We start from the raw sequence: 22,382 nt of genomic DNA on the forward strand, positions 1-22,382 counted from the left end.
TGCAACCTTCTCGCGTAAACGCTTGTTCGGTTACAACGCAATGGTCGGCTCAATCGTCGTCATTTCATTCTTGAGTTTCTTAGTATGGGTTCACCATTTCTTCACAATGGGTAACGGTACAGCTGTTAACTCTGCTTTCTCGATAACAACAATGTTAATTTCAATCCCAACCGGGGTTAAAATATTTAACTGGCTCTTTACAATGTACAAAGGACGTATCACGTTTACAACACCAATGATTTGGGCAATTGCCTTTATCCCTAACTTTGTAATCGGTGGTGTAACCGGCGTTATGCTTGCAATGGCAGCTGCCGATTACCAATACCACAACACATACTTCCTTGTTTCACATTTCCACTACGTATTAATTGCGGCAACTGTATTTGCCTGTTTTGCAGGTTTCATCTACTGGTACCCATTAATGTTCGGACATAAGTTAAACGAACGTATTGGTAAATGGTTCTTCTGGTTCTTCATGATTGGTTTCAACGTCTGCTTCTTCCCACAATACTTCTTAGGCTTAGATGGTATGCCTCGTCGTATTTACACTTACAGTGCCGAAGATGGTTGGACAACACTTAACTTTATCTCATCAATGGGTGCGTTATTAATGGCCATTGGTTTCCTTATTCTTGCTTACAACATTGGTTACAGTTTCTTCAAATCAAAACGCGAAGTATCAGGCGATGCTTGGGGACATGGTCGTACGTTAGAGTGGGCAACTACTTCAGCAATGCCACCATTTTACAACTTTGCAATTGAACCAGAATGGAACGACCATGATGATTTCTATCATAAAAAAGAAACAAATACTGTACCTGTTTACACTGAAAAAGATTATAAACCAATTCACATGCCTAAAAACACTTACTTTGGGATGACGATTTCATTATTTATGTTTATCGGTGCCTTTGGACTTGTGTTCTATTGGAATGGAATTGCGATTGCCGGTTTAATCGGCGTATTTGTATGTATGATTTACCGTTCGTTCTCAACAACAAAAGACGACGGTTACTACGTATCAGTTGAAGAAATTGTTGCAACTGAAAATGCGATTAAAGCGAAACAAGAAGCTGCAGCGAAAGGGGGCGAAGCGTAATGTCATCACACCAAGTCGATGTAAATAAACCGTTGGAGTATCAAGACCACCAAGGTCACTTAAACATTATCGGTTTTTGGATTTTCTTAGGAGCTGAGGTAGCGCTTTTCGCTACTTTGTTTGCGACTTACTTCGTAATGAAAGCTGGCGGTTCTGATGCCGGTTTCCACCCTGCGGATATGTTTGAATTACCACTTGTCTTTAAAATGACGTTCTTGTTATTAACAAGTAGTTTTACTTGTGGTCTTGCCTTACACGCAATGCGTCAATCTAAGTGGACACAGTTTATGGTGTATCAAATCCTCACACTCTTAATGGGTATGGGCTTTGTCTACTATGAAGTTTATGAGTTTGTTCACTATGTAAGCGAAGGCGTTAACTTAGGCGTAGGCTCTTACTGGTCAGCATTCTTCGTTTTACTTGGGACCCACGGTGCCCACGTATCTGTCGGTATCATTTGGATTATTGGTTTATTAATTCAATTCAAACGAATGGGATCAATGACACCAAAACTTGCGTCGAAATTTTTCGTCTCAAGTCTTTACTGGCATTTCCTTGACGTTATTTGGATCTTTATCTACACTGGCGTTTACTTGTTCGGAATAATGCAATAGAAAAGGAGGTAGACCATTATGACAGAAAAAACATCTCATCAATCGCATGCGGGCTTCCCTTGGAAACACGTTATCGGTTTTGTTTTATCAATCGTTTTAACCTTATTAGCAGCGTATGCAGCTGTTTCTGATTTAAGTGTTAATATTATTCTTGTGTTTATCTTTATCATGGCATTTGTTCAAGCAGGTATTCAACTGTTCATGTTCATGCACGTGAATGAAGAAGACCCCGATTACACACAACTCGGTAACTTCTTATTTGCTGCGGTTATCGCAGTTATTATCGTTATTGGTTCTTACTGGGTTATGGAAATGGCACACGCAAACCACTTAATGTAAGGATGAGCACTGACTTTCGGTTTGAGAGTCAGTGCTTTTTTCTCAATTAAATGAGGGGGCTTAATTAATGTTAATCAAAAAACTGCTATTGGTAAGTCTAGAAGTAATTATTGTTTGTTTGGCAGCCCTCTGGCTCCGGCATTTGGTGTCACCTGTCAGTATGTCACTGTTAATTGTAGTAACAACATTAATCATGATGGCGCTGTGGCATCTTTATCCACGCTTAACCACTCAAACAAAAGCGCCACTCTTAAAAGGTTTCATGATTTTAATCGATTGTGCAATCGTTGTTTCTATCGGCTTTTTGTTTAAATAATCTGACAATTTGCGATTGTTGACAACGTCTAAAATTACTGGTAATCTCGTAATTAATATAAAAAATAAAGGGGATGTATACACGGTGTGGGAAAATAAATTTGTTAAAGAAGGACTAACATTTGATGATGTCTTGTTAGTACCAGCTAAATCGAACGTATTACCAAATGATGTGGATTTAAGTGTTGCACTAACACCAACATTAAAATTAAACATTCCAATTTTAAGTTCTGCAATGGACACAGTCACAGAAGCCAAAATGGCGATTGCAATGGCACGTCAAGGTGGTATGGGTGTTATTCATAAAAACATGTCAATTGAACAACAAGCTGAAGAAGTTGAAAAAGTAAAACGTTCTGAAAGTGGCGTTATTATTGACCCCTTTTATTTAACACCAGACAACCAAGTGTTCGATGCCGAACATTTAATGAGCAAATACCGTATTTCAGGTGTGCCAATCGTTAACAACAACGAAGATCGCATTCTTGTCGGTATCATTACAAACCGTGATATGCGCTTTATTCAAGATTACTCAATTTTAATTAACGATGTGATGACTAAGGAGAATCTTGTCACAGCTGAAGTAGGTACTACCTTACAAGAAGCTGAAAAAATCCTTCAAAAACATCGTATCGAAAAATTACCATTAGTTAGCAATACAGGTGTTTTAAAAGGTTTAATTACGATTAAAGATATTGAAAAAGTCATCGAATTCCCGAATGCAGCTAAAGATACATTAGGTCGTTTATTAGTTGCAGCAGCAGTCGGTGTTTCAAATGACACCTTCCAACGTGCGACAAAATTAGTCGATGCGGGTGTTGATGCACTTGTGATCGATACGGCTCATGGTCATTCTGAAGGGGTAATGAAAAAATTCGCTGAGATGCGTGCTGCTTTCCCAAAAACAAATATTATTGCAGGTAACGTAGCGACAGCTGCTGCAGCCCGTGATTTATTCGAACTCGGTGTTGATGTTGTTAAAGTAGGAATTGGTCCCGGTTCAATCTGTACAACACGTGTTGTAGCAGGTGTGGGTGTTCCTCAAATCACAGCGATTAATGACTGTGCTGCCGTTGCTCGTGAATACGGTAAAACAATCATCGCTGATGGTGGGATTAAATACTCAGGTGATATCGTTAAAGCAATTGCTGCCGGTGGTAATGCTGTAATGCTCGGTAGTATGCTTGCAGGAACAGATGAATCGCCTGGCGAAACTGAAATTTACCAAGGTCGTCGCTTTAAAACATACCGTGGTATGGGCTCGTTAGCAGCGATGGAAAATGGCTCAAAAGACCGTTACTTCCAATCAAACACTGACGCTAAAAAATTAGTGCCTGAAGGTATTGAAGGCCGCATGGCTTATAAAGGTTCATTAGGAGATGTTATCTTCCAAATGATTGGTGGTTTACGCTCAGGTATGGGATACACCGGCTGTGGTTCAATTCCTGACTTAATTGAAAATGCGCAATTCGTTAAAATGACTGGTGCTGGATTACGTGAATCACATCCACACGATATTCAAATTACGAAAGAAGCACCAAACTATAGCATTCAAAGTTAAAAGTGAAACCAAACGGTAGAAACGAGCAAATTGGAAGGAAAACGAAAGCGATGATTTGTATCGCGTAGGTTTTTCTGAAATTTGACAGTTTCTGTTTGGCGTAACTGGACAAGTTAAAAGTGAAACCAAACGGTAGAAACGAGCAAATTGGAAGCATCGACCTCAGTGTCGATGCTTTTTTTTTGTAATAAACACGTTTAGATTCGCTCCTATGCTTTTTAGTTGTTTGTGTAAACAGCTTGTTTCGCTTAGTCTTATTGTTTTTATTTCAAACAAATCCTCGTTATAATGGGCAGTAATATGAGTCTTAATTGAGCGAGGGAGGAATGAAATGAAGTTAACAATTGAAACAGATGTCATGGCAACGATGCGTGATGGCATAAAATTAGCTGCGGATATTTATCGTCCAGCTGATGAGGGTACCTATCCCGTCTTACTATCACGCTTACCTTATAATAAAACGTATGCCTTTGATTTTTTACGGCCACAAGTATTAGCTAGTCACGGTTATGTTGTAATTATCCAGGATGTTCGTGGTCGCTATCACTCAGAAGGCGTGTTTGAAGGTCCTTATATTGCTGAACAAGCAGACGGCTATGATACTGTTGAATGGGCAGCTCAATTGCCGTATAGCAATGGCAAAGTCGGTATGCTCGGGTTGTCTTATTTTGGTTACACACAAATGTTAGCAGCCCTCACTCAACCGCCTCATTTAGTGGCGATGGCACCGACTATGAGTCAAAATAGTTTCATTGACGTCAGTCAAGATCATAACGGAGCGACCGAACTGTCAATGTGGCAAGTATGGAGTCTGGAAAGTATTGCGGCTAATCTACTCGAACGAACCGTCAAGGATGAGTCGGAGTTAGCGCGTAAGTATGCATTGTTACAGGCTAATATAACGAATGGTGCAAGCAATTACGATAAATATCCTTACGAAAAATGGCCACCTATTTACGATCTCTTGCCTGATTTTTATTTGCGTCAAATGTACAAAACCCCTTTAACCGATCCGTTTTGGGATAAAATATCCGTTAATACACAGTATGAAAAAGTCCAAATACCGGGATTACACATTGCTGGTTGGTATGACTGTTTCTTAAAAGGAACGCTCGAAAACTTTCAAAATGGCCAAGATAAACAACTTGGCGATAAATTAATTATCGGACCATGGGTTCATGGTGATTTCTCACCACGAAGTGGGGAACGCTACTTTGGTGAACAAGCACGAGGCAACATCTATGGCTGGCATTTGGATTGGTTTAATCATCAGTTAAAAGGTGAGCCGTTAGCCCTTGAAGACAATGTGCGCTATTTTACGATGGGAACTAATGAATGGCATACGGCCTCTGAGTGGCCACTCACAAATACAACTCCTGTCACCTATTATTTTAACGGCTCTCAGTTGACGTTAAAACCATCAGACAATGCGGCTGAACTTTCGTACGACCACGACCCAAAACGTCCTGTATCGACTCGTGGTGGCGTTACATTCATGCATGAGCATCCGGTTGAGGGTGCGAAACAACAGCTGCCAGCACATGAGCATCCGTCAGTTTTGACGTTTGAAACAGAACCGCTGACAGAACCGTTTAATGTTACCGGGAACGTACGGGTGATTCTAGCAGTTACAACAGATGCGCTGAGTGTGGATTTTACAGCGAAACTCAGCGATGTGTTACCCGATGGACGTACTTATAATTTAACGGATGACATTATGCGCATTCATGAGGTTAGTCAAAAAGAACAATTTACAGTTGAAATCGAACTTTGGCCAACAAGCAATGTCTTTTTAACGGGTCATCGCATTCGAATCGATATTGCTTCAAGTAATTTCCCTCGTTTTGACGTGAACCCAGGAACAGGTTCTTCTTTTTTCAACACAACAGAATGTCGTGAAAGTACACAACGGATTATCACGGGTGGCGAGTCGAATTCACGGGTTATTTTTCCAAATATTACTTTTTGAAAATCGTCTGTAATACTTGTCATATAGCTACTATTCATGCTTATAATGTGATAAAATAGCGTAGTAATTGTACATGGACAGATTAACAATAATAAATAGGAGGCCCTTACTTACAATGTATTTTAAAAAAAATCATTTCATTAACGCTCATCACTTTGCTCGCGCTTTCGACGCTGCTTTTACCGTCAAAGACAGAGGCTGCAACTACTGCTAAAAATCCGATTAACGTAAATGCCAAAGCGGCCTTTATGATTGAAGCATCTACCGGGAAAGTCATCTATAATAAAAATGGCGATGAGCGTCTAGGAATCGCATCGATGACGAAGATGGTAACCGAATATTTATTATTGGAAGCTATCAAAGAAGGTAAACTTAACTGGGACGATAAGTTACCGATTTCGAAAGCGGCATATAATGTATCACAAGATAATACCTTATCAAATGTTCCTTTACGTCAAGATAAAACATACACAGTCCGTGAATTAACTGAAGCGATGAGTATTTATTCAGCTAATGGTGCGACGATTGCTATCGCTGAAAAACTAGCTGGTGGCGATGAAACAAAGTACATTGGCTTAATGAATAAATTAGCTGACAAATTGGATTTAGGGCCACATAACTTTGTTAACTCAACCGGATTGAGCTATGAAGATGTTAAGGGGAAAAGTGTTCAAAAAAATAAGTCTGAAAATGAATTAACTGCTCGAGGTATCGCTAAATTGGGCCGTGCTTTAATTATGGACTATCCTGAAATTTTAGAGTTTGCTAAAATTCCCAAAAAGACCTTTCAAGAAGGCACTGATGATCAAATCAAAATGGAAAACTGGAACTGGATGTTACCAGGTCTTGTGAATGAAGATAAGAACTTACCGGTCGATGGTTTGAAAACAGGAACAACAGACCATGCGGGAATGACTTTTACTGCTACAGCCCAAAAAGCTGACATGCGTCTTATTTCGGTCGTGATGAATGTTATCGATAAAAAGAATCCAAAAGATCAACATAGTGGCGCACGGTTTGTAGAAACAGCGAAACTACTTAATTACGGTTTTGATAATTATAAACTGGTGAAAAAAGAACTCGGTCAGCAATTGAAGGTGAATATCGCTAAAGGCGATAAAGAAAGTGCAACCTTAACAACAAGCGTTACACCATCATTTGTTGTGCCGAAAGATGATAAGGTTGTTGTTGCTAGTAAACTAACGTTGTCGGATAAATTAACTACGGGTGATGGTCAACTCATTGCCCCAATTGCGAAGGATAAAGTTGTCGGTCAAGCAATGGTAGCAGCGAACGATCCGTTTAGTTATGGGTATATCGATAATGCCCAAGGTCGTATCGTTGACGTTATTGCAGCGGACGACATTGCGGGAGCTGGCTTTTTCTTGAGTGCTTGGCGTGTAAGCAAGTCAGGTTTGCTAACGGCTAAAGATTACATTGTTGAGGGTGCTAAAGGTTGGTTTGAGTAAAATCTAATCAGTAAAGCCACTGTTCATTTTCAATAAAGTATTGTAAAATGAAGGTAATCGTATAATTAAAACGTTGAGAAGAAATAGTAGTAAGGTGAAGACTGCAAAGAGAGTCAGTGGTTGGTGTGAACTGATGAGTCATCCTTTATGAATCCATCTTTGAGTGAACAATGGAATGAGTACGCTCTATTAAATTGTTCCGGTGCTGAGCCGTTATCCCAATTAAGTGGAAAGACCCGGTAAAAGGGCCTTTCAATTAGGGTGGCACCGCGATAATTCGACTCGTCCCTTCTTGGTCAACAAGAAGTCGACGAGTTTTTTAATACAATAAAATAATTCATAGGAGGATGTACAATGTTAGATATTAAAGTGTTACGTAATGATTTTGAAAATGTAAAAGCAAAGTTAGCTGCCCGCGGTGAAAACTTAGGTGAGCTAGATAAATTCCCAGAATATGATGCGGTTCGCCGTGATTTGATTTTAAAAGCGGAAGAACTAAAAAGTGAACGTAATCGAGTATCCGGTGAAATTGCAACGAAAAAACGGGCGAAGGAAAATGCCGATGAGCAAATTGCTGCAATGAAACAAGTTGGTGAAGACATTAAAGGTTTAGATGACCAATTGGTTGCTGTGAATGAAAAACTAAAACAACTGATGTTATCAATCCCTAATATTCCTCATGAATCAACACCAGTGGGCGATACGGAAGATGATAATATTGTCATTCGTTCGGTTGGAACACCACGTGCATTTGAATTTGAACCGAAACCACATTGGGACTTAGGAACAGATTTAGATATTTTAGACTTTGAACGTGCGGCGAAAGTAACGGGTAGTCGTTTTGTATTTTATAAAAAAGCAGGTGCACAATTAGAACGTGCGTTAATTAACTTCTTTATGGATATTCATGCGGCAGAACATGGCTACGAAGAAATGTTACCACCTTATATTGTTAACCGTGCAAGCATGACAGGTACAGGTCAACTGCCTAAATTCGAGGAAGATGCCTTTCTCTTAGAAGAAAGCGATAACTTCTTAGTGCCAACTGCTGAAGTGCCTGTAACGAACTATCATCGTGATGAAATTTTAAAAGCAGATGAATTACCGCTTAAATATGTCGCTTATAGTGCGTCTTTCCGTTCAGAAGCAGGGTCAGCCGGTCGTGATACACGTGGTTTAATTCGCCAACATCAGTTTAATAAGGTTGAAATGGTTAAATTTTCTAAGCCAGAAGATTCATACAATGAATTAGAAAAATTAACTAATGATGCGGAAGATATTTTACAACGTTTAGAATTGCCATACCAAGTATTGAGCATGTGTACAGCTGATCTTGGCTTTACGGCTGCGAAAAAATACGACATTGAAGTATGGATTCCAAGTCAAAATGTTTACCGTGAAATTTCATCATGTTCAAACTTTGAAACGTTCCAAGCGCGTCGTGCCAACATTCGCTTCCGTCGTGAAGTGAACGGTAAGGTTGAATATGTTCATACATTAAACGGATCAGGCTTAGCAGTTGGCCGTACGGTGGCAGCAATTATGGAGAACTACCAACAAGCAGATGGTTCAATTGTTGTACCAACAGCATTGCGTCCATACATGCGTGGGTTAGAAATTATTAAATAAAGGGAGTCGAATGCGTTGTGTCTAAGCAAATAACTTATTATTTTATTCGTCACGGTAAAACAGAGTGGAACGAACAAGGTTTAATGCAAGGCTGGGGTGATTCACCGTTAATCCAAGAAGGCATCGATGGCGCTAAAGCAGTTGGAGCAGCCTTAGCTGACGTTGTATTTAACGCTTGCTTTACAAGTACGAGTAATCGTACGAAACAAACCGCTGATCATATATTAGCGGAGCATCATGCTGATGTACCGCGGTTTGCTTCACCTGATTTACGTGAAATGTATTTTGGTATTTGGGATGGAATGGCTTCATCAGAAGCGAAAAAATACGAAGAATTCCATACGATGCGTGATACACCTGCTAAGTATCGTGCGCAAGTAAGTGGTGGTGAAACGTATTCGCAAATGCTCGAACGCACTAAACGCGCCTTGAAACGGATTGAAGAATCAGGCGTTGAAGGTAATGTCTTGATTGTGAGTCATGGGATGGTTTTACGCCAATTAATGTATGTCTTAGGTGGCGGCGATTGGCGCGAACACCGTGATAACAGTGAAAACATTATGAATGCAAGCATCAGCATTGTCGACTATCAAGATAACACGTATAGTGTTCGCCTTGTTAATGGCACCGATCATTTAATAAACGATTAATAAAAAAAGCCACCCTTAAAAAGGGTGGCTTTCAGATTGTAGACAAAGTCGAATTAAACTGGTTTGACTTTTAACGTTAGTTCAAGTGACTTTGCCTACAAGATGACTTGACTGAAAAGAAACGTTATTTTCTCCAATCACTTCCGTTTAGAACGGCTTTAAATTCTTTTGTTCTAGGAAACACGAGCCTTTGAGGTGAGTGTACAGATGGTACTCGACTCCGAGAAGGCGAGGCATTGACGACCTAGAACAGCGTTTATCTTCAGTCTGAAGCCGCCCCCTAAAAAGGGTGGCTTTTTTATTGTAGACAAAGTCGAATGGAACATCTTTTTGATTACTTAATACCGTATTCCTGGTTGCGTAGTGTCACTCGCTTAACCTTGCCTGAATCCGTTTTAGGAAGGGCGCTAACAAAGCTGATGCTTCGTGGGTACTTATAAGGAGCGGTGATTTTTTTTTGTGAAGTTTTGCAGTTCTTTAACAAGGTCATCGGAGGCTGTGTAACCATCGGTTAAGACGATAAACGCTTTAACAATCGCCCCACGGAACTCATGTGGACTAGCAACAACACCGACTTCTTTGACGGCAGGATGTTTCGTAAGGGCGTCTTCAACTTCGAAGGGGCCGATTGTATAGCCAGAGCTGATGATGATATCGTCATTACGTCCTTGGAACCAAAAGTAGTTATCGGCATCAAAGGTGGCACGGTCACCAGTGACAAAGTAATCCCCGCGTATGGCTTTAGCTAAACGCTCTGGTTCTTTATGATAGCCTTTAAATAAGGCAGGGAATGAGCGTAAAATCGCAATATCGCCGACTTCGCCTTCTTTAACTGGTTGGCCGTTTTCATCGATAACATGGATGAATTCAGGCAAGAGTGGTTGACCCATTGATCCGGGCCGTATTTCCGCGTCTTTTAAGGTTCCAATTAATAAGGTGCTTTCTGTTTGACCGTAGCCATCACGCACTTTTAAACCGAATTTTTCTTGGAAGATGTTAATTACCTCGCTGTTTAAAGGTTCACCAGCTGATACAGTGCTACGTAATGAGTCGAGGTTGAATCGCTCTAATTGATCAACTTTTGCGAGTAAACGGTATTCTGTTGGTGTGCAACAAAAGACGTTGATGTTGTATTTTTCAACGAGTGTCAGTTGTTTTTCAGGGTTGAAACGACCTTGGAATAAAAAGCCGGTCGCGCCACGTCCTAACACAGAGAGGAACGGAGACCAAACCCATTTTTGCCAACCGGGTCCAGCTGTTGCCCATACCATGTCGTCTTCACGAATATCTAACCATCGTTCTGAAGCTGTACGTAAATGCGCATAGCCCCAACCGTGAATATGAACGACACCTTTCGGATTGCCGGTTGTCCCTGAAGTGAAGGCAATTAGAGCAGGGTCAGTACTGGCAGTGACTACATTAGTAAAGGTGTTTGATTCAGTTGTTGAGAGGTCATCAAAGTTATCCCAAGAGGCCACGTGTTGATCGACAGCGATTTTAACCGTTAATGCATTATAATCGTTGTTGGCCTTATCGACCTCTGTTGTATAATGACCATGAGCAACGACGCCTTTAATATCTGCTAATTTAAAACGGAGGTGTAAATCTTTAGCTTTCAGCATTTCAGAAGCTGGACTAATGACCGCACCGACCTTCCATAAACCTAAATAGGCGATGTAAGTTTCAAGTGAACGATGCATAATGACAAGTACGCCGTCGCCTTTTTTCACGCCCTTTTTAATTAGGGCATTGGCAAATTGATTGGCTTTATTTAATAATTCTTTATAAGTAAGTGTTGTGACAACGCCTGATTCATCTTCCATCATCAACGCGGTCTTATCTGAGCGGTGTTTTTCAATATCATCCACAATATTATAGTGGATGGGTGCAAGTAAATCCTGTAAATTCATTGTAAATCCCCCTTTTTTATAACCTGGTACTAACACTAGATTATCACCAACTAAATTCAGAGTCAATAGTTTGATTTGAAGAATAAAAAGTGAAAATATGCTAAATTAAGAAGAACGAAACTAAAGGAGTTTAAGATGACAAAAATTGAAGAGTATATGAAGGTCGCTTTAGCAGAGGCTGAGAAGGCAAAAGCGATTGGAGAAGTGCCGATTGGTGCAATTGTTGTTCATAATGATCGAATTGTGGGACGAGGGCATAATTTACGTGAAACAAGTCAAGATGCCACGAGTCATGCGGAAGTGTTAGCGATTCAAGCAGCTTGTCGAGCAATTGGTTCTTGGCGTTTAGAAGAATGTGATATTTACGTAACATTAGAGCCTTGTCCAATGTGTAGTGGGGCACTTATATTAGCCAGAATGCGGACAGTCTATTACGGTGCAGCAGATGTTAAAGCCGGTACAGCTGGCACTTTAATGAATTTGTTGACCGATGAGCGTTTTAATCATCAATGTGAAGTTCATGCGGGTGTTTTAGAAGAAGAATGTGGTCAAATTTTAACGGATTTTTTTAGAGCCATTCGTCTGCGTCAAAAAGAGGCGAAACGTATACGTCGTTTAAGTGAGCAAATAGAAAAAGGAGCTATCGAGTAAAGCGATGTAGTGAACCCAAAAAGTTAGACTTTAATTGGAGTAGATAAATCTGCTCCGATTTTTTATTTTATGCAGTTAATTTTAGTCGATAAGCCACTGGGCTTAAACCGTTTAATTTCAGTTTTACTCTCTTATGATTGTAGTAATGAATCCCTTTTTCTAGTTCCCCTTTTAATTCTTCAAAACTATGAAATACTTTACCATAATACATTTCTTGCTTTAATAGTCCAAAGAAATCTTCCATTAGAGAGTTATCCAAACAGTTTCCTTTTCGGGACATACTTTTAATTTGCTGCTTATTAGCTAAATATTGATAACCACCATAGCCTTTCAAATAATCTCTAACTACTTTCATTTTAAATTCCGCATCATATTTGATCATAAAAAATACCCCGAAAAGTTAGATTTTTTAGTCTAAATTTTTGGGGCAGTACACGATAGCTCATTTTTTTATATATTTATCGAGCTGATTTCGCTTTTAGTTATCAAGTTCAATCAGCTAACTTCTGTGATATTTCAGAAAAAAGACAGCGACGGTAAATAGTCGTTGATCTTTTCTCTTCCAATCTCTTCGAAGTTGAACGAGCTGATTTCGCTTTAGTGGTTATCCCCATTAAAAATGGAGTTTTTAACAACCACATAGTCAACATTACGAATAGCCTCTAGTTTTGTTCCGCCAGAATATGAGATAGCAGATTGAAGGTCTTGTTGCATTTCAATGAGGGTATCTTTTAAGTTCCCCTTATTTTCAACGTGCATTTTTTTACCTTCAACATTCTTTTTCTCACCTTTTTGGAATTCTGAAGCTGATCCAAAATATTCTTTATAAAACTTACCAGCGATTTCAATTGTAGAGCCCGGTGACTCATTATGAGCGGCAAATAACGAACCAATCATTACCATTGAGGCACCAAAGCGAACTGATTTAGCGATATCGCCATTTGTACGAATACCACCATCAGCAATAATCGGTTTTGAAGCCGCTTTTGCACACCAGCGAAGAGCCGCTAACTGCCAGCCACCTGTACCAAAACCAGTTTTGATTTTAGTGATACAGACTTTTCCAGGTCCGATACCGACTTTTGTAGCATCGGCGCCAGCATTTTCAAGTTCACGGACTGCCTCTGGTGTGCCAACATTGCCCGCAATAACGAACGTCTCAGGCAAGTGTTTTTTGAGGTGTTGAATCATATGGATAACAGCATTTGAGTGTCCGTGAGCAATGTCAATCGTCACATAATCAGGCACGAGTTGTGACGAAGCCAATTGCTCCACAAAAGTATATTCTTCTTCTTTGACACCGACGCTAATAGACGAAATTAAATTTTTTATCCATCATTGTTTTGATAAAAGCTGCCCGTTTTTGTGGTTCAAAACGATGCATAATATAGAAATAACCATTTTCGGCTAATTTAGTTGCGATTGTTTCATCGATAATTGTTTGCATATTGGCAGGGACGACTGGTATTTTAAAACGATGTTTACCAAGTGTAACTGAGGTATCACACTCTGAACGACTTGTGACAACACATTTTGCAGGTATTAACTGAATATCTTCATAATCAAATACATTTTCCATTCGAATACACTCCTAAATACGAATTAAACATAACTCGTCTTAATAAATTGTTCGTACTTTTAAAAGATTACACCATCTTAATGACTTTGTCAAAGAGGTTTTTTTATTAAAAAGGTATATGTCAGAATGTTACATATATTATAAAAAAGGGAATGTGTAGAACAGCAATTGCCACAAAAGTAAAATATTTACGACGTTTTTGCTAGTTGTTGCTGAGTGATGTTACTAACTATGTCTAAAAGACACTAATTAGATGACGAATAGACGCATAATGTTCACAAATACAGGTCTAAAGTCACGATGAAAACGATGTAATATGTTCTATTGTTTAAGTATGATGAAGCTTTTGAGTAAGGACTAACTTAATACGTTCGGAGGAGAAAACTATGGATCAACTATTTTTAGCGCGTTTTCAGTTTGCGTCAACCACAATCTTTCACTTTTTATTTGTACCATTAAGTATCGGTCTTGTATTTATGGTTGCGTTAATGGAAACATTACATGTTTATAAGAAAAAACCAGTTTATCGTAAAATGGCCATCTTTTGGGGACATTTATTCCTGCTCAATTTTGCAGTCGGGGTTGTAACTGGTATTATTCAAGAATTTCAGTTTGGAATGAACTGGTCGGATTATTCTCGTTTTGTCGGGGATGTGTTCGGAGCACCGCTTGCGATTGAAGCGTTGTTAGCCTTCTTTATGGAATCAACTTTTATTGGGGTATGGATTTTTGGGCGAGATCGTTTGTCGCCAAAAGTACATTTACTTAGTATTTGGCTTGTTTCGTTAGGAACAACGTTATCGGCACTGTGGATTTTAGCGGCTAACTCATTTATGCAAGAACCGGTTGGTTTTCAAATGGTTAACGGTCGTGCTGAAATGAATGACTTTGGGGCTTTGTTAACAAATCCGCAACTCATTGTTGAATTCCCTCACGTTATTTTTGGAGCCTTATGTACTGGAGCCTTCTTTATCGCAGGCGTCAGTGGTTTTCAAATGGCGAAAAAACGTCATGTTAACTTCTATAAAACATCGTTACGGATTGCTTTAATCGTAGCCTTAGTGGGATCATTAGGTGTAGCGTTTAGTGGTCACTGGCAAGGGCAGCATTTAGTGAAAACACAGCCGATGAAAATGGCGGCAGCTGAAGGATTATGGGAAGATTCAGCCGATCCGGCACCGTGGTCTCTAATTGCGAATATTAATGTTAAAGAGCAAAAAAATGAGTTTGATTTAGAAATCCCTTACGCCTTAAGTTTCTTATCTTATTCTAAATTTAGTGGCAGTGTTGAGGGGATGAAATCGTTACAAGCAAAATATGAAAAACAATATGCAAGCGTGGCGGGTGAAAATATGAACTACATTCCACCAGTTAAAACGACATATTGGAGTTTCCGCGGTATGGTCTTTTCAGGGATGGCGATGTTGTTAATGGCAACCTTAGGATTATTCCTCGACTGGCGTCGTAAACTTGAAACAAGTACACGTTACTTGAAACTACTCGCACCAGTAATGGCCTTGCCGTTTTTAGCTAACTCATTTGGTTGGGTAATGACTGAAATTGGTCGTCAACCATGGGTGGTGTTTGGTTATCAAACGACGGCAGATGCGGTTTCACCGAACGTGTCCGCCGGTAGTATTTTATTCTCAACCATATTATTTATCGCAATCTTTGCGTTATTAGCAGCCGTATTGGTATTCTTAATGGTTAAGGCCATTAAAGAAGGACCAGATCATGCGGATAAAGGGCATGATGACGACACCGTCGATCCATTCGAAGAAGGAGGTTACACACATGAGTCTTAATGAATTATGGTTTCTACTAGTAGCGGTCTTGTTTATCGGCTTCTTCTTCTTAGAAGGTTTTGATTTTGGCGTCGGTATGAGTATGCGTATGCTCGCGAAAGATGAAAAAGAACGAACTGTGCTTGTCTCAACGATTGGACCGTTTTGGGATGCGAATGAGGTGTGGTTACTCACCGCTGGTGGGGCGTTATTTGCAGCTTTTCCACACTGGTATGCAACGATGTTCAGTGGGTATTACTTGCCACTTTTTGCAGTGCTAATGCTCTTGATTGGACGAGGTGTTTCGTTTGAATTTCGTCGAAAACATGACCATCCGAATTGGACTAAAACATGGGACTGGGTCATCTTTGTTTCCAGTACGTTAATTCCATTATTGTTTGGTGTTCTATTTACTAGCCTATTAAAAGGGATGCCAATTGATGCAAACATGAACATGTATGCGGGCTTTACCGATTATATTAATGTTTACTCTGTTTGGGGTGGTTTAACGTTAATGCTCTTATGCTTATATCATGGGTTGCTCTACATTACGTTACGTGTTGATCATGACTTACGTGGTCGCGCCCGGTCGTTAGCATTAAAAGTAGGTGTAGGCGTTGTTGTTGCACTTGTTGTTTTTGTAGGATTGTCAGTGCTTTATACTGATATTTTTGAAGTTCGTCTCGTGCCGGTATTGATTACGATTGGTTTTATTGTCGTCATGTACGCTGCGTCATGGTTGATGACGTTGAAAAAGGCAGAGAAGTTATCGTTTACTTTTTCTGGACTCGGTATCGCTGGTGTCATTTCACTCATTTTCGTGTCATTATTCCCACGGGTAATGATCAGCAGTATTGATACTGCTTATAACTTAACAATTACAAATGCGGCAAGCGGGGCTTATTCATTAAAAGTGATGACAATTGTCGCTTGTAGCTTACTGCCATTTGTTCTTGGGTATCAAATTTGGAGTTACTACGTCTTCCGCAAACGCGTAACTCAGGAAGATAAACATATTTATTAATGGATCGCAGTCTCTTTACGTATAAGGGAATTAAATCTGTTATGGTAGCCTTGGTGATCTTATCGATCATTCAAGGTTTTTCCATTATTATGCAGGCGATTTATTTAGCGACAGCTCTTAGTGATTTGTTTGCGGGCCACTCTTTTCAAGCAGTGTCAGGCCAATTACTCGGGTTCGTAATCGCAATTATCGTCCGTTACTTTATGCAGTCTTTTAAAAATCGCTTGGCCTATCAGTTTGCTGCTAAAACAGGCACGACTTATCGTCGGGCAGTGATTGAGCAATTGTTCAGACTTGGATCGGTGGAACTGAGTCACATAGGTACAGGACAAACAGTGACCTTGATGATGGAAGGTGTGGCTAAGTTTCGCCGCTATCTTGAATTGTTTTTGCCAAAGTTTGCCAGTATGGCAGTGATTCCACTAATGATTGGTGTCTATCTGTTGTTTGTCGATCTCAAGTCAGCAGTGGTTCTGGGGCTTACCTTTATTATTTTAATTGGTTTTATGATTTTACTCGGATGGGCAGCTCAAAAAAATGCGGATGCGAAATGGGCATCCTATGAAAAACTGAGCAATCACTTTGTCGACTCGCTTCGAGGTATCGAAACGTTGCGTTATTTAGGGATAAGTCGTAAACATGAAAAACAGATTGCTTTTGTCAGTGAAAATTACCGAAAATCAACGATGTCAACGTTGAAAGTAGCCTTCTTATCTTCTTTTGCTCTCGACTTTTTCACAATGCTAGGTGTCGCAACGATTGCTGTCTTTTTAGGCGTGCAATTAATTAACGGCACGATGATGCTTTATCCAGCCTTGCTTGCCCTTATTTTAGCGCCGGAATTTTTCTTACCGGTAAGGGAAGTCGGAACCGATTTTCATGCATCGCTTGATGGTCAAGAAGCTGGAAAGGCAATGCAAGCAGTACTGAATAGCGAGGTTACACGTGAAACAACAGCGGTTGTTGCAGCATGGACATCAACGAGTAGTTTGACAATGAATAACGTCGTCGTTAAGGGTGAGGATGATGCAGTTAGGTTGCAACTCAATGATGCATTAACCTTTAAGGGAAATCAAAAAATCGGTGTGATTGGCGCGAGTGGCTCTGGTAAATCGACTTTTATCAACTTGTTAGGTGGTTTTTTGGAGGCGGAAGGAACCATGATGCAAGACAGTCAGCCGATAAGCAGCCTAGCGCAAGCAAGTTGGCAAGAGCAGGTGACATTTATTCCGCAACATCCCTATGTGTTTCATTTAAGTTTACGTGATAATATTCGCTTTTATCGTCCTGATGCCTCTGAAGATGAGGTGTATTCAGCCGTTAAACAAGCAGGGTTGGAGGACTTTGTTGCGCAATTACCTGACGGTCTTGATACATATGTGGGAGAGAGCGGGCGTCAAATGAGTGGGGGTCAAGAGCAACGGGTGGCTTTAGCGAGGGCCTATATTGCACGTCGTCCAATCATGTTGCTCGATGAACCGACCGCCCATTTGGATATCGAAACAGAGGCGGAATTAAAAGCAACAATGGTGCCGCTATTCGAACGAAAATTAGTCGTCTTAGCGACTCATCGGTTGCATTGGATGCAACAAATGGATTGGGTGATTGTGTTGGCACAAGGCCAAATTGTTGAGCAGGGCGAGCCTGAAAAACTCTATGCAAAAAAAAGGGGCCTACTACGAGCTAGTCTGTGCCCAGTTAGGAGTCTAACATGTTACAAGATTCGTGGATTCGACCTTATATGAGAAAATATCGCGGCTTATTTATTGGTGTGGTCGCCATCGGGACCTTGACCTTTTTATTATCGGGTGCGCTCATGTACGTGTCAGGTTATTTAATTACAAAATCAGCCACGCAACCAGAGTCGATTTTAATGGTCTATGTGCCAACTGTCGCAGTACGTGCATTTGGGATTGGTCGTTCAGTTTCGCGTTACCTTGAACGTTTAACAAGCCATAATTTAATTTTAAAAATATTAGCAGAAATGCGTAGTCGCCTGTATCGGGTGTTAGAACCGCAAGCGTTATTTATCCGGAAACGATTTAAAACAGGTGACATGCTCGGTGCCTTATCGAATGACATTGAACATTTGCAAGATTACTACTTGAAAACATTTTTCCCTGCAGTAGTCTCGTTAATTATGTACGCGATTATTATTTTGCTAATCGGTGCGTGGTCTGTGCCATTTGCCCTGTTACTAGGCTGTGTGTTAGCGCTGTTGATGTTTGTTGGGCCGCTCATCTCATTGTTATATGTCGGTGCTAAAAATGAACAGTTGAAAGCCGGTCGGGGACAATTATATACGACCTTCGCCGATGCGATTTTAGGGATGGGTGATTGGCTATTCAGTGGGCAATCACAGCGTTTTATCACGCAGTATGAAGGATCCGAACAAGCGCTCTTAGTGATTGAAAATAAAAAGAACCGTTTCATCGCCTACCGTGATTTCTGCAGTCAATTGATATTGGCAGTGGGTGTAGTGTTAATTATTTGGTGGTCAAATGCACAGGTCGGTGCGGGTGTCTTTTCACCGACATTGGTCGCAGCATTTGCCCTCGCCTTATTATCATTAGGTGAGGTCTTTTTACCAGTTGCAGGCGCAGTGAGTGAAAAAGCAACCTATGTAGAATCCCTCAAACGACTGCATCAATTGGAAGATAACCAACTGCCATCATGGGAAGAAGAAGGCGTAGCGGTCGAGCAGAACTTAACCTTGCCACGTGAGGCAACGCTCGTTGTTGAAAACGTCAATTTCACGTATCCCAACAGTACGGAACAAATTATCGCTGACTTGAATCTCTCTTTTGGACCCGGAACAAAAACGGCCATTATTGGTCGATCAGGAACGGGGAAGTCCACTTTGTTACAACTGCTACAAGGCGCATTAGAACCGACCAGTGGTTTGGTGAGCTATGGTGATACAGCTGTCTCGCAGTGGGGTGTTAATATTGCCGAGGTGATGGGTGTCTTGAATCAAAAAGCCTATTTATTTGATACGACCTTAGCCAATAATTTACGGATGGGTAACCAACAGGCAACCGATGCGGAATTAACAGCGGTGGTGCAACAAGTCGGTCTTACATCCTTAGTTGAGCGCTTACCTGCAGGTTTTAAAACACAGATGCGAGAAGCAGGTGAACGTTTTTCTGGTGGTGAACGTCAACGCATTGCGTTGGCCCGTATTTTATTACAAAAAACACCGGTTGTTGTTTTAGATGAACCAACCGTGGGTCTCGATCCGATTACAGAGCAACAATTGTTGGCAACGATGTTTGAGACGTTACAGGATAAAACAGTTATTTGGGTGACGCATCATTTAATCGGTGTCGAACAGATGGATAAAGTTCTCTTTTTAGAAAAGGGAAAAGTTGAAATGTCTGGTACACATGTTGAGTTATTAGCCAGCAATGTTCGATACCAACGTCTTTATCAGCTCGATCGGCCACAAATAGCGAGTAGCTAAGCTGTTAGTTATAGTTAACACTTGCGCTTTTTGGAAAAAATAGGTAAAATATACTTATCGTGCTAGATGGGATGGTAGCGGCGTCCTGTAACTCGCAATCCGCTTAGCGAGATTGAATTCCTCTGAGGAGGGCGATAATAGGGATGGCAGCCAGAAGTAAGTGATGTTGAGGTTTGGGTCCTGCGCAATGAATCTTCATGAACTATGTCAGGTCCGGAAGGAAGCAGCATTAAGTGAATCAATTCATGTGCCGTGGGGTTGCCTGGGCGGAGTTAACTGCTTGTGTAACGCATTTTTATTACGTTCGAACAGAGGTGCACGACTTAAATTAAAGTTGATGAACCACCCATAAAGGAACACTCTAAGGCATAGCCGAAGTCACTGTAATAGAATTCGACTTTGGCTCCAATCTGGGACGCTATCATTCGATAGCGTCCTTTTTGCTGTTTTAAGGCTGAGGAGTACGTTGGTTAATTTTAGGTGTGTTGGTTGTTACGATAGTGGCGAAAAATGCGTCTAATGATGTATAATAGAAGGTATGAAGTAAACAAAAGGGAGTTCTGGATTATGAGCTATCGTGCCATGTATCGTGTGTGGCGTTCGCAAACCTTTGCAGACGTTGTAGGTCAACAACACATTACACAGACGTTACAAAATGCTATTTCGCAAAATAAGACATCACATGCCTATCTTTTTTCGGGGCCACGAGGAACAGGTAAGACAAGTGTTGCTAAAATATTTGCAAAAGCAATTAACTGTGAACATAAGAATGACGAGATGGAACCATGTAACACGTGTGACGTGTGTCAGTCAATTACAAACGGCACGTTAGATGACGTACTGGAAATTGATGCAGCTTCAAACAACGGCGTCGATGAGATACGTGACATTCGTGATAAGGTTAAATATGCACCGACACGTGCAGCCTTTAAAATTTATATTATCGATGAAGTCCATATGCTCTCAACCGGAGCTTTTAACGCCTTACTGAAGACGTTAGAAGAACCGCCGGCGAATGTTATTTTCATTTTAGCGACAACTGAGCCACATAAATTGCCATTGACGATTATTTCGCGCTGTCAACGGTTTGATTTCAAACGAATTACAACCGCGGATATTGTCGGTCGGATGCAATTTATTTTAGAGGCAGAAAAAATCAACTACGAAGCCGAGGCGCTCCAAGTTGTGGGCCGTGCCGCTGAAGGCGGGATGCGAGATGCCTTAAGTTTATTAGATCAAACAATTGCTTATAATCCAGCAGAAGTGTTGGTAGAAAACGCCTTGATGATTACCGGTGCCTCTTCGCAACAACTGTTGACCGAGATGGTTGGATTAGTCACTGCTGGTGATGCCCAAGGGGCAGTGGCGACTTTGATTAAACTTTTAAACGAAGGCAAAGATGCAACGCGGATTGTTGAAGATTTATTGTTGTATTACCGTGATGTGATGCTGTATCAACAAGCACCGAGCTACACCGAGTCGTTTCAACGCGTTACCTTGGATGATGCATTCATTGAAGTGAGTTCACGGATAGATACAAACTTAATCTATCGTTACGTTGCGCAATTAAATGAGGCACAACAACAAATGCGCTTTTCAAATCATCCGCAAATTTATTTAGAAGTGACACTTGTAAACATGTCGCAAGCAGCAACAATTAAACCGGCTGTTGTAAGTCAAGACCAGCAGCAGGCGCCTGATAACGAGGCGATGGCAGACCTACAACAACAAATTAAAGCGATGCAGCAACAACTTGCCGATTTAAACGCTGGCAATGGCCAAATAAAACCGGCTGACAAAGCGGTTCGTTCAACGGCACGTTCGAGTCATTCATCTGGTCGCAGAGCGAAGATTGAAACAAATGCGATTAATACTGTATTGGATAATGCCACTAGTGAGCAATTAATCTTGATAAGACAAAATTGGTCGGATATACTTAATATGTTGATGAAATCGCAGGCGGCATTATTAGCCGAGGCAGAGCCAGTGGCCGCATCAGAACAAGCGATGGTTATCAAGTTTAAGTATGATATTCATTGCCAAATGGCAATGGGGAACGCCACCTTTGTTGAAGATATGAAGGCACATGTGTTGCGTTTAACAAACAAAACGTTAAACGTGATAGGGGTACCTGAAGACGGTTGGAATGCGTTACGAACTAGTTTTATTGCAAAACGTCAGGTGAATGAAGAACCAAGTAACACAGCAACAGCATCACAGGGAGAACCTGTCGAACAACCAAGTTCAACTAATCCAGCTATTGCCGCAGCCGTGGCTTTGTTTGGGAAAGAACTTGTTGAAATAAAAGCAGATTAATAAGGAGGCG

The 22,382-nt window shown here is 40.7% G+C and carries 15 protein-coding genes, 1 other RNA gene, 3 pseudogenes and 1 other annotated feature; of the genes and pseudogenes, 16 read left to right on the top strand and 3 right to left on the bottom strand.

Annotation, left to right across the window (positions count from 1 at the left end; all coding sequences use genetic code 11):
* The 9 genes from BCAMP_RS10195 to BCAMP_RS10235 form a co-directional block, all read left to right on the top strand.
* A partial coding sequence (locus BCAMP_RS10195; RefSeq protein ID WP_035315419.1) for a cbb3-type cytochrome c oxidase subunit I occupies positions 1-1,099 on the top strand: 1,099 nt, incomplete at its 5' end.
* Positions 1,099-1,713 (top strand): cytochrome aa3 quinol oxidase subunit III, encoded by a 615-nt coding sequence (gene qoxC, locus BCAMP_RS10200; RefSeq protein ID WP_035315421.1) that lies wholly within the window; start codon positions 1,099-1,101, stop codon positions 1,711-1,713. The genes BCAMP_RS10195 and qoxC, both read left to right, overlap by 1 nt.
* An 18-nt stretch (positions 1,714-1,731) precedes the next feature.
* Complete coding sequence (qoxD, locus tag BCAMP_RS10205; RefSeq protein ID WP_035315422.1) at positions 1,732-2,052, top strand: cytochrome aa3 quinol oxidase subunit IV; 321 nt, start codon at positions 1,732-1,734, stop codon at positions 2,050-2,052.
* A gap of 67 nt (positions 2,053-2,119) precedes the next feature.
* Positions 2,120-2,368, top strand: coding sequence for a hypothetical protein (locus BCAMP_RS10210; RefSeq protein ID WP_035315424.1), 249 nt, complete (start codon positions 2,120-2,122; stop codon positions 2,366-2,368).
* Between the two features lie 84 nt (positions 2,369-2,452).
* Entirely contained in the window at positions 2,453-3,928 is a 1,476-nt protein-coding gene (gene guaB / locus BCAMP_RS10215; protein ID WP_035315425.1) for an IMP dehydrogenase, read from the top strand.
* A gap of 331 nt (positions 3,929-4,259) precedes the next feature.
* A complete protein-coding gene (locus BCAMP_RS10220) occupies positions 4,260-5,897 on the top strand; it encodes a CocE/NonD family hydrolase (protein ID WP_035315427.1) in 1,638 nt (545 codons plus the stop codon).
* A 155-nt stretch (positions 5,898-6,052) separates the two neighbouring features.
* Positions 6,053-7,366 carry a D-alanyl-D-alanine carboxypeptidase family protein gene (locus tag BCAMP_RS10225; protein ID WP_051457040.1) on the top strand — a complete coding sequence of 438 codons (1,314 nt, stop codon included), beginning with the start codon at positions 6,053-6,055 and terminating at the stop codon, positions 7,364-7,366.
* Positions 7,367-7,430: 64 nt separating this feature from the next.
* Positions 7,431-7,659, top strand: a binding site (T-box leader).
* A gap of 61 nt (positions 7,660-7,720) precedes the next feature.
* On the top strand, positions 7,721-8,995 hold the full coding sequence (serS, locus tag BCAMP_RS10230; protein ID WP_035315430.1) for a serine--tRNA ligase: 1,275 nt from the start codon (positions 7,721-7,723) through the stop codon (positions 8,993-8,995).
* Positions 8,996-9,012: 17 nt separating this feature from the next.
* Complete coding sequence (locus BCAMP_RS10235; RefSeq protein ID WP_035315431.1) at positions 9,013-9,645, top strand: histidine phosphatase family protein; 633 nt, start codon at positions 9,013-9,015, stop codon at positions 9,643-9,645.
* Between the two features lie 334 nt (positions 9,646-9,979).
* Here the strand turns inward: BCAMP_RS10235 and BCAMP_RS10240 are convergent.
* Positions 9,980-11,555, bottom strand: a pseudogene (locus tag BCAMP_RS10240) (acyl-CoA synthetase).
* 135 nt (positions 11,556-11,690) lie between these two features.
* On the opposite strand from BCAMP_RS10240, the gene tadA reads away from it, so the two are divergent.
* Positions 11,691-12,206 (top strand): tRNA adenosine(34) deaminase TadA, encoded by a 516-nt coding sequence (tadA, locus tag BCAMP_RS10245; RefSeq protein ID WP_035315433.1) that lies wholly within the window; start codon positions 11,691-11,693, stop codon positions 12,204-12,206.
* A 67-nt stretch (positions 12,207-12,273) separates the two neighbouring features.
* Here the strand turns inward: tadA and BCAMP_RS10250 are convergent.
* Positions 12,274-12,519, bottom strand: a pseudogene (locus tag BCAMP_RS10250) (IS3 family transposase); the annotation flags it as partial.
* Positions 12,520-12,803: 284 nt separating this feature from the next.
* A pseudogene (gene guaC, locus BCAMP_RS10255) lies at positions 12,804-13,785 on the bottom strand (GMP reductase).
* Positions 13,786-14,171: 386 nt separating this feature from the next.
* Between guaC and BCAMP_RS10260 the strand changes: the two are divergent.
* The 6 genes from BCAMP_RS10260 to dnaX all read left to right on the top strand — a co-directional run bounded on the left by BCAMP_RS10260 (position 14,172) and on the right by dnaX (position 22,372).
* Positions 14,172-15,590 carry a cytochrome ubiquinol oxidase subunit I gene (locus BCAMP_RS10260; protein WP_035315434.1) on the top strand — a complete coding sequence of 473 codons (1,419 nt, stop codon included), beginning with the start codon at positions 14,172-14,174 and terminating at the stop codon, positions 15,588-15,590.
* On the top strand, positions 15,580-16,593 hold the full coding sequence (gene cydB, locus BCAMP_RS10265) for a cytochrome d ubiquinol oxidase subunit II (RefSeq protein WP_035315436.1): 1,014 nt from the start codon (positions 15,580-15,582) through the stop codon (positions 16,591-16,593). The genes BCAMP_RS10260 and cydB overlap by 11 nt, the downstream gene beginning before the upstream one ends.
* 41 nt (positions 16,594-16,634) lie before the next feature.
* Positions 16,635-18,338, top strand: coding sequence for a thiol reductant ABC exporter subunit CydD (gene cydD / locus BCAMP_RS10270; protein ID WP_332248521.1), 1,704 nt, complete (start codon positions 16,635-16,637; stop codon positions 18,336-18,338).
* A complete protein-coding gene (gene cydC / locus BCAMP_RS10275) occupies positions 18,305-20,056 on the top strand; it encodes a thiol reductant ABC exporter subunit CydC (RefSeq protein ID WP_035315438.1) in 1,752 nt (583 codons plus the stop codon). The genes cydD and cydC overlap by 34 nt, the downstream gene beginning before the upstream one ends.
* A 57-nt stretch (positions 20,057-20,113) precedes the next feature.
* An RNA gene (gene ffs / locus BCAMP_RS13205) (signal recognition particle sRNA large type) lies at positions 20,114-20,378 on the top strand.
* Positions 20,379-20,623: 245 nt separating this feature from the next.
* The gene (gene dnaX, locus BCAMP_RS10280; protein WP_035315439.1) at positions 20,624-22,372 is read left to right on the top strand and encodes a DNA polymerase III subunit gamma/tau; all 1,749 of its coding nucleotides are present in this window, start codon (positions 20,624-20,626) and stop codon (positions 22,370-22,372) included.
* The last annotated feature ends 10 nt before the right edge of the window (positions 22,373-22,382 follow it).

Origin of the sequence: Brochothrix campestris FSL F6-1037 (genome assembly GCF_000525915.1) — a bacterium.
Taxonomy (GTDB): domain Bacteria; phylum Bacillota; class Bacilli; order Lactobacillales; family Listeriaceae; genus Brochothrix; species Brochothrix campestris.

Excerpts from the sequence above, each read along its gene's own strand:
- cydD (WP_332248521.1), top strand. The coding sequence starts at position 16,635 with ATGGTAGCCTTGGTGATCTTATCGATCATTCAAGGTTTTTCCATTATT.
- BCAMP_RS10210 (WP_035315424.1), top strand. The coding sequence starts at position 2,120 with ATGTTAATCAAAAAACTGCTATTGGTAAGTCTAGAAGTAATTATTGTT.
- cydC (WP_035315438.1), top strand. The coding sequence starts at position 18,305 with ATGTTACAAGATTCGTGGATTCGACCTTATATGAGAAAATATCGCGGC.
- BCAMP_RS10260 (WP_035315434.1), top strand. The coding sequence starts at position 14,172 with ATGGATCAACTATTTTTAGCGCGTTTTCAGTTTGCGTCAACCACAATC.
- cydB (WP_035315436.1), top strand. The coding sequence starts at position 15,580 with ATGAGTCTTAATGAATTATGGTTTCTACTAGTAGCGGTCTTGTTTATC.
- qoxD (WP_035315422.1), top strand. The coding sequence starts at position 1,732 with ATGACAGAAAAAACATCTCATCAATCGCATGCGGGCTTCCCTTGGAAA.
- BCAMP_RS10220 (WP_035315427.1), top strand. The coding sequence starts at position 4,260 with ATGAAGTTAACAATTGAAACAGATGTCATGGCAACGATGCGTGATGGC.
- serS (WP_035315430.1), top strand. The coding sequence starts at position 7,721 with ATGTTAGATATTAAAGTGTTACGTAATGATTTTGAAAATGTAAAAGCA.
- qoxC (WP_035315421.1), top strand. The coding sequence starts at position 1,099 with ATGTCATCACACCAAGTCGATGTAAATAAACCGTTGGAGTATCAAGAC.
- dnaX (WP_035315439.1), top strand. The coding sequence starts at position 20,624 with ATGAGCTATCGTGCCATGTATCGTGTGTGGCGTTCGCAAACCTTTGCA.
- tadA (WP_035315433.1), top strand. The coding sequence starts at position 11,691 with ATGACAAAAATTGAAGAGTATATGAAGGTCGCTTTAGCAGAGGCTGAG.